This window comes from Methanobrevibacter sp. (genome assembly GCF_045577275.1).
Classification (GTDB): Archaea; Methanobacteriota; Methanobacteria; order Methanobacteriales; family Methanobacteriaceae; genus Methanobrevibacter.
Genome location: NZ_JAZNIB010000346.1, coordinates 1 through 10,268, shown reverse-complemented (window position 1 = coordinate 10,268; position 10,268 = coordinate 1). Strand labels below are relative to the sequence as shown.

Genomic DNA, 10,268 nt, shown 5'->3' with positions numbered 1-10,268 from the left:
CCCTATAATACTTGCCAGAGACAGTTCATTCTATGGTGAGGATGCCAATTATCGTCAGGTGAAGATAGCAATCAGGAAGCTTTTAAAGCATGCTGATGGAATTGGATTAAGTGGTTTTGGTGAAATAGACACAACAGTTGCTGAAATAATCTGTGAAAAATGTGAAGCAGCAGGAAAGATCTCTTCCATTCATGTGGCTGAAAGTGAAAGCAACCAAGTCGCTTCAATTGAAAAGACCAATAAGACTGAACCTCAAAGGGCATTTGAAGCTAATTTCAATCAGATAGTTCACATGACCAATCCTAAGGGAAGTGACATTGATGCACTTTCCAAATCCAACAGTTCACTGACAATTTGTCCTAGATCAAATGGTGCATTGAGTGTTGGAATCATTCCACTTTTTGACATACTGAAAACTGGAGTTAAGCCTTTGATTGGTAGTGACAATATAATGATAAATAGGCCTAATTTATTTAGAGAAATGGAGTTTACATTAAAAATTATGAAGGGATTCTCCAAGAATTACATAGCTCCTATTGAAATATTGAAAATGGCAACAACTAATGTATGTATAGCAGATTCATTAAGTGAAAAGATCAATAAATCATACATTGAAGAAGGTCAAAATGCTGAATTTATGATAGTAAATCAAAAGTCCAACAATCCATATTTAAGTTTGATCAATAGGACTGAAATAAATGATATTGTGAAAATTATTTAATTTCACTTTTTTTTTATTCTTTCTATTTTTCTTCTTTATTTCATTTTATTTTTTTCTTCTTTCTATTTTTTCTTTTTCCTATTTTTTCTATTTTTTAAAATTATATGATTTTTATCATCCAATAAAATCTTTAATCAAATCTTCTATTTCTTTTGGCTTTTCAACCATCATCATATGTCCAGCATCTTTTAACAATTCGTATCTGCAGTTTAATGCTTCTGATACTTCAAGCCCTCTTTCTGGAGGGACTATCTTATCATATTCTGCAGATATCACCATTGTTTCTGCAATTACATTATCTATTTCCTTCATGTTGTCAAAGTTTGTAGCTGCTCTCATCTCAGCAACCCTATCTTCAATGCTAAGCTCTTTTCCTTGCGGTCGCATTGTTCTTAGGTTTTCAGGATTTTTGGTAGTTGGAGCAAATATGCTTTCCCTCATGATTCTTCCATATTCCTCTTTTGAAACGTTTTCAACTGATAATCCATTAGCTTTAAGAAGATTTGTAATTGCAGGGCTTGAGCCATCTCCCTTTGTTCCAATGAGAATCAGCTTTTCAAAGACATCTGATATTTCGCAGGCTCTAAGTGCGATGAATGAACCCATTGAATATCCTATTGCAGTAGCATTTTTAAGTTGAAGGTCCTCTGCAAAGGATACAAGATCCTTAGCTAAGTCTTCCAATGTATAATTGGCCATTCTATCGCTTTCACCATGTCCTCTGCAATCAATTGTATATACTTTGTACTTGTCTAAAAGGCTGTTTCTCATTAAGTACATGGTTTCCTTAGATGAAGAGAGTCCATGGATTAGAACAATTATTTTCCCATCTTCAGGGCCTGATTCATCATATGCAAGTTTAATGCCATTAGTTTCAATAAATTTAGTCATGATTTAATCTTTATTCATTTAAATATAAATTAATTGTTGTTATTTTTCATTTTAAAGTTAATTGAGTTAATATTTGTCTTTTTTGAAATTAAATAGAATTTATTTAGATTGAGAAGTTCCTTTCATTTCCAAAAAATTTATTATGATTGTTTTATATATCTTAATATAGTTAACAATTAAAAATTTAATCTATCAATTTTTCTAAGTGATTAAAATGGCTGAACAGTTATATAAAAAAATTTTATTGCCTACCGATGGTTCCAAATATGCGGATAAGTCTGAAAAGCATGCTTTATCTATCGCTGCAGCATATAATGCTGAAATCATTGCTTTAAGTGTTGTTGAAAATACAGTTCCAGTAAATCTTACAGGTAAGGAAACTGTAGCTGAAATAAATCAATTGCTTGAATCCGAAACATTGTCAAACCTTAAAAAAGTGGAAGACCTTAGGGATGAGCAAGGATTGGATATTAAAATCACACCAAAGATAGCTAAGGGTTCTCCTGCAAAAGCTATTTTGGCAGTTGCTGAGGAAGAGGATGTTGACCTTATTGTCATTGGAAGTTCAGGTAAGTCTGGAATTGATTTGTTGTTACTTGGAAGTGTAGCAGATAAGGTAGTAAGATCAGCTAAATGTTCTGTTTTAGTTGTACACTAAATCTTCTTTTTTTCTATTTTTTTTAATTAATTCTATTTTTCAATTCTTTCTATTTTTCAATTTATTCTATTAAAAATTATTAATTTTTTCAATTTATTCTATCTTTCAATTTAATCTATTTTTCAATTTAATCTATTTTTCAATTATTTATTTTTCTATTAGAATCGTTCTTCTTTTCAATTTTTATCAATCAAATATCAATCTCTTTTCAAATAAGTTAAATACAATAAAAAATCAAATACAATATTAGGTTTTAACATGAAAGAAATAGATTTTGATTTAGAAAGCAATCCCTTCATTAACTTTTTATCATCAAGATGCAATATGTCTGCAAGAATTGATGTTGAAGATATGTGGAACTATTCAAAGGAAAATAATTTGTCTTTCTTTGTCATGTCCTTAGGTGCCTTAATGAATTCAGTGAATAAGGTTCCTGAGATGAGAAGACGCATTGTCGATGGCAAAGCCATTGAATTTAAGTCTTTGGATGCCATTTGCCCTATAATGAATAGGGAGCAGACAATTTTTAAGGAAATTAGGGTTGAACCTCCTCAAAGGTTTAATAATTTCTTAAAATGGCATGATTATGTGGAAGACCATATATTAAATGTTTTGGAAGGGGTTGATGAGGCATTTGATGTGCCTATGTTGGAAAGGGATGAACTGAATATCGCTAATTTTTCCTGTGTTCCTTGGATTGATTTTGATTCAGTTACCACTGCAACAGCTACTGGAAATACCATTCAACCTTTAATCACATGGGGAAAGGTTAATTCAAATTACGAAATGACTGTATCCATATCATTCAGCCATATTTTTGTAAATGGATTGGAAGTATCAAAGTTTTATGGCTATGCTCAAGAGAACTTCAATGATTTGAATGGATTAGGATTATGATATTTCAAAATATAGTCTAAGGGAGAAAATTCCATATTCCAAAATTTTTCTTTTATATTTTGCCCATTTTTTATATTATTTTATACACTTTTTTCTATTTTTTATGTAAAATTTTTTGATAAAACATAACTTTTCATTTTTTTCACTGATTTTTTCATGTTTCATACTAAAATTATTTAAATGATAAAAAATATATTAACAAATGTTTAATAAGAATTTTACTTTTTGTTAAAATTTAACAAAAATATTTTAAGTATGTGATAATTACGGAAGAGAGAAAAACAAGATAGACTTTCTAATTTTAAAACACATAAATTATCATAATACTATTTAATTTCAATCTTATTCAAAAATAATTATGGTGTTACTTATGAAAGTAAAAGATGTAGCGTCTACAGATGTTATTCATGTAACTGTTCCTGGAAGCAGAGAAGATGCTTTAAGAATCATGAAAAAAGAGGATGTATCTGTAGTACCTGTTATTAAAAATGATACTAACAAATTAGTCGGGATTTTAACTCGTTCTGATATGATCACCAATCCTGATGAAGAACAAATTGCAATGTTAATGACTAGAGATTTAATTACTGCAAAAATGGATGATGAATTAAAAACCGTTGCAGAAAAGATGGTTGAAAACAACATTAGAAGAATTCCTGTAATAAACGATGATGATGAATTAGTAGGAATCGTAACTTCTTTTGATATTGTAGCTTTAGCTATTGCTGATATGGGAATCAAAGAACCTGTAGAAGATTATATGATTAAGACCATTCCTGCAACTTGGGATGAAACTCCATTGAATGTAGCATTTGAAGTAATGAAATTCTTCGGATTGAAATCTATTGTAGGATTAAACTCCAACAATAAGATGACTGGTATTTTGACTGAAACCGATTTCATTGCTGAAAGTGAAATCATCTCTGAAAGAACCGAACACAGCTCTTCAGTAGGTACTGAAGGAGACAAATGGTCATGGGACAGTACTTCCGTATTGTACATTGAGAAAAACCACCTTAAATTTACCGATAAGGTATTTAAGGATGTTGCAGTTAAAGATGTAGTTACTGCAAACACCAAAACCAAAGTCTCTGTATGTGCTGAAAAAATGAGATCTCTCGATGTAGAGCAATTGCCTGTTTTAGGAATTGAAGGAGATCTTGTCGGACTCGTCAGAGCTAGTGATTTAATTAAAACTTTACTTTAAGTTCAAGCTTTTGCCTTCGGCAAAACCTTGACCAAAACTTTTTTCATGGTTTTTTAACCATTCTTTTTTTATTTTAGTATCTATTTTTTAATTTTTATATTAATCTTTACTATTTTTTTATAATTTTGTAATTTAATTTGAATGTTGTTTTTATTGCATAATTTGCTTTAATTTTAATATTGAGTTGTAATCATATTATAAATTAATTTTAAATTATAAAATTGCCTTAATTTTGTAATTGGGGCATTTTTAGAAAGTTTTATTAATTTTAAAATCAAATATGTCTTTAGGTTTCGCCACCTAAAAAATTTACAAACAAGTCTAATTTTTAGGAGGTGATGATTATGGAATGGTCATTAAAATTTTTTCTGTTATTGCTTAGTGCAATAATTAGTTTTATTTTAATTTTCATAGAATAATCATATCCTAATAATAAAATCCCATGGTAAAAAAAGTTAGGTTGAAATTTTCCTAGGTGGACTTTTCCTTTTTAATATTACGTCATTTTTTCTAAATTTTCAAGTAAATTTATATACAAAAAAATTTATATTATATTCATGGATTATTATTAGTCCTAAAATTGACTTGTTTGGTGTTATTTGAATTCTTTTTAGAATTCACTTAACATTTTTGTACTATTTTATTAGCTATTTTTTTCTATTTTTTAATTTTAAAATATTTATACTAGTTTCAATAAATGTTTTAGTATTCAATTTTATAATTTAATTTTTAAAATACTTTATTTTTCATGTGATAAAATGTCTGAAGAACCTATTTTAGTTATAAAGGATAATGATTCAACAATTGGTATAAGAGCAAGAGTGGGAGAGGAATTCTCTGAACATGAAATCCAATTAAGCGTCATTCTTGCTTATTATTGGGACAACGATCTCCCAGTCATTGAAAACTTGGTGGATCTTTTTGAGTCTTCAGTCAAAAGAACTATAAATGAAGTCATTCCACATGAAAATCTATTTTTAAAATACAATCTAATTACCGATGATGAAATCAGTCAGGCAAGCAGATTTGAGATTCATCTTCAGGAAGTCAAGGCAGATGATCAAAACCTACGTTTAGATGGTAAAATACTTGCTTTAAAGGGGCTTTCATCAAAAGAGGAATACTCAAAAGGCATTTTGGATAAGATAAATATTCTAAACAACAATGAATCTGAAGTTGAAGATTGGAGAGTAAGCGATTCAAAAGTAGAAAAATTAGTTGAAAAGAATATTCCGACTGAAAAGAAGATTTCATTCAAGGAATTTGCAAGACAGCAAAGAGAGAAAAATAGTAATTAGAAAAAATAGTGATTAAAAAATTAATTAATTTAAAAAAAATGTCAATTAGAAAAATTCTAATTAATTTAAAAAAATAGTATAAGAAGAACTTTAAACAGTTCTTCTAATGAGTGGTAATATCTTTACCAAAGATTCTTTAGCATCTTCCTTGTTTTTATTGTTTTCAATGCTTATTTTTCCGTCACGGAATATTTTAGACTCTTTTTCATCAACATTCAATTTAATGTAGCCTATTTCCTCATTTGGTTCCACATTGCTTAAATGCTCATTCTTATTCTCTTGAATTATTTCAGCAGTTTCTGAAATGTTTATGCCAAATGGCAATTTTTTTCTTAAGATAAGATTGTTTGATCCTTTTTCAAGCTCATCATCTTCAATGAGATTATCATTATCCTCAATAGCTTTAAGATTTAATAGAACCTTATCATATTGTGCTGATTTAAGTTCATTGAAAATGGTATCTATTGTTTCATTATCCAAAATCTTTTCAATATTCTCCATTTCAATGGTGGCCACATTATTCTCTTCCCTAAGCTTAACAACTTCCGATCCTGTTTTTTCTTTTATTAAAGCTTCACCATAGTCAATTCTATTGACCTTATCGATTGTAACGGTTTCATTTGTCTTGACTCTTGTTGCAAGACAGGTTGTTGACTTGGAGTATGGAATATTGTTTTCCTCAAGGAATTGATGAATTTCATATGTTTCAAGTTCGGCATCAATGAATGGGCTTTCAATTTCATACTCATATTTCATGAGTATCCCAGGCCTGTCATGAGTAAGGTCTGTTATATTGTTTCCGTCTATGATTATTTCATAACCTTCTTCATTAGCCTTTTGTTTAATTGCACCATACATTAAGTTTCTGCATAGTAAACATCTTTTTGGACTATTTTCAACAAACTCCTCTACATCTAGGAAGTTACCTTCAATGACTTCGTGTCTTATTCCAATTTCATCTGCTCTTCCTTTTGCAAATTCCAAAAATCCTGTTGGGAAAATTTGATTGTTATATGTGATTGCAAGTACGTCTGCACCAGCTTCCTTTGCAAGGTATGCAAGTAATGTGCTGTCTGCTCCAGCAGAAAAAGCTAGAGCAATCTTTTTATTCTTTAATATTTCTTTAACTTTGTTGATTTTGACATTTATATTCATAATTGGCCTCTTTTACTAATAATTAACAATTTATTATTAATTATTGATTAATCGCCCGAGTTCAATTATCATATCATATAAAAAATAATAAATTAACTATTGTTATATTCATTATTGCTTTTAAAATTTTCTATATCAACGTTATATTTTAAAATAAGGCTATTCCAAGTTTTTAATGTATTCCAAGACTTCAATAGCATCCAAATATTTGATGTCCTTTTCCTTCAATACAAAATCAATAAGCTTGGTTTTCTTTTTATCTTCCATTTCCACTTTGGAGAATATGTTTTGGTAGGACCGTTTTGGATAATAGATTTCTTTGGCAACATCATGGATGTAATCCCTTTCATCTTCTGTGATTATTCCTTCCTTAACTGCCAAATCCAATTTGTAGTCGACATTTACAAGAGCTTCAGATATTGGCACATTTCGCACTGGATCAAAACTGAGCGCCACATCATCATCTGAGGTGATTTGTCCAGATCTGTATGCTTTGTAAACATAACCGATTCCAATCATTCCAAGGTCATCAAGCTCTGATGCTCTTAAAGCACCCATACTGCTTCCGCCAACTACAGTTATTCCCTTGTCCAATGCTTTCATGATTTCCTTATGTGCAACTGCAGGGGTGTGATGGAATGCACCATCTATAATCCCTATAACATCTGGCTTTTCGCTGATTGCCTTTAGGATGTCTCCCCTTTTAACTGGAGGTCTATAGTCAGCATCCAATATGGTTTTAGCTTCATCCTCTAAAATGGATAATCCTAAATAAACTATGATTTTCTTGCTCATTTTAAAATCTCTATAAAATTGAATTAGATTAATTGAATTAAATTATTTAAATCAGATTAAATTAAAATTCATTGGCTTAAACCAATCCTCTACGTGCTTTTCTATCATATTCCAAAGCTCTGTTACCTAATCTTTCTTCATCCAATGAATACAATTCTGCCTTTGGAATGATTACTCTTGCAACATTGATTCCGATTTCATCTCTTGTAAGGTCGGTGTATAGTATTTGATTGAATCCAACCTTTCGTGCCTCTTCAATGCTTGTTTCAATATCCTTTTTGATTGAATGTGAGCTTTTATCCTCAATGTCTGAAAGGTCAATTGTTTCATCTTCCCTTTGGAAGTAATGTCTGTTCATCCTTTTCATATGTTCATAGCCTGATTTTCTCATGAAATCCGCTCTTATTGTGTCTTCACGGGTTCCATGAATTTGAGTTGCCCTGCTTTGTGCAACTTCAGTCAATGCTCTGATAACAGCAACTTCTGGGTTCAAGTGAGTTCCAACACCTAAGGTCAAAAGCGCAGGATCCTTAAGGACTGTATCATCAGCACTTGCAGCTACAGTTGTAATCTTAAGGTCTGCTGTGATGTCCATAAGCTTAATATCAATTCCTTGGCTATGGAATTTGTCTAAAAGCTCATTGATTATTTCATTATCGATATTGTCTTGACTGATTTCCTTCTTGTTTCTTTTTGTTAGCTCAAAAATGCTCCATGCATCCCTTTCTACAACTTCAAAGATACCATGCAAAACGGATTCCTCTATGATGTTTCCAGATGCAAGACCATTTGTGTTTCCTTTAAAAATAGCTATTGGACTTGGACTCACTTCCCTTGTTGGAATATATGGGTGGAAAACTGCATTTGATGGGACATAGATGGTCTCTTCGCTTATGATGTCCTCTGCTTCTATCCATTCAAGCCTTGAATTTTCCACATTTTCATTGCCGTAGTTCTTTGGCAATAGAAGGTCTTTAGGGTCAAGAACATTTTTGGTATCCTTGATGTTGTTGTAGGTGTCTACAAAGGTTCTTTCACCATCAATGTCTTGCCTTTCTGCAGAGTATCTTTCAAACCCTTCCATCATTGCTGATGCCTTAGCCTGTTCTTTTGTGGCTCCTTTTCCAGCATAGACGCTTACACTGCCTGACTGTGCAGTGGGACGAATTGCAGAAAAGACTGGAATCTTGATTCTGTCAAGGTCTGTAATGTCAGTCAATCTGGTTATCCCTGCAGTTCTTAGCTTGTCTTCGTTTATTTCAATTGTTTCCTTAGGGTCTCTCACTCTATGAGTTCCCTTAAAGAATTTTATTGGAATGTCTTCAAACATGTTTTTTATCCTTAGCTATTTTTAATTGTTTAGATTTTTTAAGATTTGTAATATTTATATTATGTAATTGATTATTTATAATAATTGTTATGGCTAACTTTTAAATTATTCGTTTAATTTTTAAATAATAAAGGATATAACAATTTATAGAAGAAAATAAATAATTTGTTTGAGGCCTTTAAATGCAAATTAAGGAAAATAATGTTCATGATTTTCACATAAGTAATATCTTAAAAAAATTGGAAGAAAAAGATCAGGATGCCATGTTGGTGGCTAATTTCAATAATATCTATTACCTGTCAGGTTATCTGTCAACCAGCTTTGCATTCATGATAATCAAGGAAAATCCAATCATATTCGTATCAGGTATGGATATGGAAAATGCAAAAAACACTTCATCCATTGATATTGTAAAGTACGAATCATATGAAAAGATGATAGAATACCTAAAGGAAGAGCAAATTAAGAACTTGGCTATTGAATTAGAATTACCTGCAAGTGTTTATCAAAAGTTTAAGGATTTCAATCTCACCATATCTGGTGTAATTTCAGCTGAAAGGATGATAAAGTCTGATGATGAAATCAAGAAAATACTTAAGGCAACAGACATTGCACATAAGTCATTGATTGAATTGGATGTGCGTGATAAACAGGAAAAAGGAGCTCAGGAATGGGAATGTGCCTACGAATTAGGTTATTTGATGAGAAAGAATGGTGCAAGTGTCGAATCATTTGATACAATATTTGCATCAGGCCCAGTATCAAGCTTGCCTCACTCAACTCCAAGGCAACATGTCCTTGACACTCCTGTTTTAGTGGATTATGGCTGTAAGTTTGAAGGATATTGCAGTGACACAACCAGAACATTCATCTACACAGAAAGGCAGGAAGAAATCTCCAATATTGTTCTTGAAGCTCATGATAAGGCTATTGATGTAGTTAAAGCAGGAGTGAAGGCTTGTGAAGTTGATAAAGTGGCAAGAGACATCATTGCTGAGTATGGATATGGGGATAATTTCATTCACAGCACAGGTCACAGCTTAGGTTTAGACATTCATGAAAATCCTTCTTTATCTCTTAAGGATCAAACTGTTTTAGAGAATAATATGATTGTAACCATTGAACCTGGAATCTATCTTGAAGGAGAATTTGGAATAAGGATAGAGGATATGGTTTTGGTTGATAAAAAGGGTAAATTAATTGGTAATTTGCCTCAAATTTTATAATTTTTTATATTTTTTTATTTTTTTATTTTATTTTATTATTTTTTTGCCTAATTTTAAGTTTCTTAAATCATTTTAATTTTATAAATTAAT

10 protein-coding genes are annotated in these 10,268 nt (G+C 30.9%); 6 read left to right on the top strand and 4 right to left on the bottom strand.

The genetic code is table 11. The features are described 5' to 3' along the window. On the top strand, positions 1–721 hold a 721-nt coding region (locus ACKI67_RS09995; protein ID WP_407463386.1), incomplete at its 5' end, for an amidohydrolase family protein. 114 nt (positions 722–835) lie between these two features. On the opposite strand, the gene ACKI67_RS09990 is transcribed toward ACKI67_RS09995, so the two are convergent. After that, positions 836–1,612, bottom strand: a complete 777-nt coding sequence (locus tag ACKI67_RS09990; protein WP_407463385.1) for an alpha/beta fold hydrolase — start codon at positions 1,610–1,612, stop codon at positions 836–838. 214 nt (positions 1,613–1,826) lie between these two features. Between ACKI67_RS09990 and ACKI67_RS09985 the strand changes: the two genes are divergently transcribed. From ACKI67_RS09985 to ACKI67_RS09970, 4 genes are all read left to right on the top strand, one after another. Beyond that, positions 1,827–2,270: a universal stress protein gene (locus ACKI67_RS09985; protein ID WP_407463384.1), complete on the top strand. Its 444-nt coding sequence runs from the start codon at positions 1,827–1,829 to the stop codon at positions 2,268–2,270. A 258-nt stretch (positions 2,271–2,528) separates the two neighbouring features. Next, positions 2,529–3,167, top strand: a complete 639-nt coding sequence (locus ACKI67_RS09980; RefSeq protein ID WP_407463383.1) for a CatA-like O-acetyltransferase — start codon at positions 2,529–2,531, stop codon at positions 3,165–3,167. Positions 3,168–3,537: 370 nt separating this feature from the next. Further along, entirely contained in the window at positions 3,538–4,374 is an 837-nt protein-coding gene (locus ACKI67_RS09975) for a CBS domain-containing protein (protein WP_407463382.1), read from the top strand. Positions 4,375–5,132: 758 nt separating this feature from the next. Further along, positions 5,133–5,672, top strand: coding sequence for a hypothetical protein (locus ACKI67_RS09970; protein ID WP_407463381.1), 540 nt, complete (start codon positions 5,133–5,135; stop codon positions 5,670–5,672). A 90-nt stretch (positions 5,673–5,762) separates the two neighbouring features. Here the strand turns inward: ACKI67_RS09970 and larE are convergent, their stop codons facing one another. The 3 genes from larE to ACKI67_RS09955 form a co-directional block, all read right to left on the bottom strand. Then, a complete protein-coding gene (gene larE / locus ACKI67_RS09965; RefSeq protein ID WP_407463380.1) occupies positions 5,763–6,827 on the bottom strand; it encodes an ATP-dependent sacrificial sulfur transferase LarE in 1,065 nt (354 codons plus the stop codon). 159 nt (positions 6,828–6,986) lie between these two features. Beyond that, complete coding sequence (locus ACKI67_RS09960) at positions 6,987–7,622, bottom strand: TfuA-related McrA-glycine thioamidation protein (protein ID WP_407463379.1); 636 nt, start codon at positions 7,620–7,622, stop codon at positions 6,987–6,989. 76 nt (positions 7,623–7,698) lie between these two features. Next, positions 7,699–8,952 carry a YcaO-related McrA-glycine thioamidation protein gene (locus tag ACKI67_RS09955; protein ID WP_407463378.1) on the bottom strand — a complete coding sequence of 418 codons (1,254 nt, stop codon included), beginning with the start codon at positions 8,950–8,952 and terminating at the stop codon, positions 7,699–7,701. Positions 8,953–9,134: 182 nt separating this feature from the next. Between ACKI67_RS09955 and ACKI67_RS09950 the strand changes: the two genes are divergently transcribed. Beyond that, entirely contained in the window at positions 9,135–10,178 is a 1,044-nt protein-coding gene (locus tag ACKI67_RS09950; protein ID WP_407463377.1) for a M24 family metallopeptidase, read from the top strand. Positions 10,179–10,268: the final 90 nt, after the last annotated feature.

Coding starts and splice junctions, on each gene's coding strand:
- ACKI67_RS09980 (WP_407463383.1), top strand. CDS start 2,529: ATGAAAGAAATAGATTTTGATTTAGAAAGCAATCCCTTCATTAACTTT.
- ACKI67_RS09970 (WP_407463381.1), top strand. CDS start 5,133: ATGTCTGAAGAACCTATTTTAGTTATAAAGGATAATGATTCAACAATT.
- ACKI67_RS09990 (WP_407463385.1), bottom strand. CDS start 1,612: ATGACTAAATTTATTGAAACTAATGGCATTAAACTTGCATATGATGAA.
- ACKI67_RS09955 (WP_407463378.1), bottom strand. CDS start 8,952: ATGTTTGAAGACATTCCAATAAAATTCTTTAAGGGAACTCATAGAGTG.
- ACKI67_RS09985 (WP_407463384.1), top strand. CDS start 1,827: ATGGCTGAACAGTTATATAAAAAAATTTTATTGCCTACCGATGGTTCC.
- ACKI67_RS09975 (WP_407463382.1), top strand. CDS start 3,538: ATGAAAGTAAAAGATGTAGCGTCTACAGATGTTATTCATGTAACTGTT.
- ACKI67_RS09960 (WP_407463379.1), bottom strand. CDS start 7,622: ATGAGCAAGAAAATCATAGTTTATTTAGGATTATCCATTTTAGAGGAT.
- ACKI67_RS09950 (WP_407463377.1), top strand. CDS start 9,135: ATGCAAATTAAGGAAAATAATGTTCATGATTTTCACATAAGTAATATC.
- larE (WP_407463380.1), bottom strand. CDS start 6,827: ATGAATATAAATGTCAAAATCAACAAAGTTAAAGAAATATTAAAGAAT.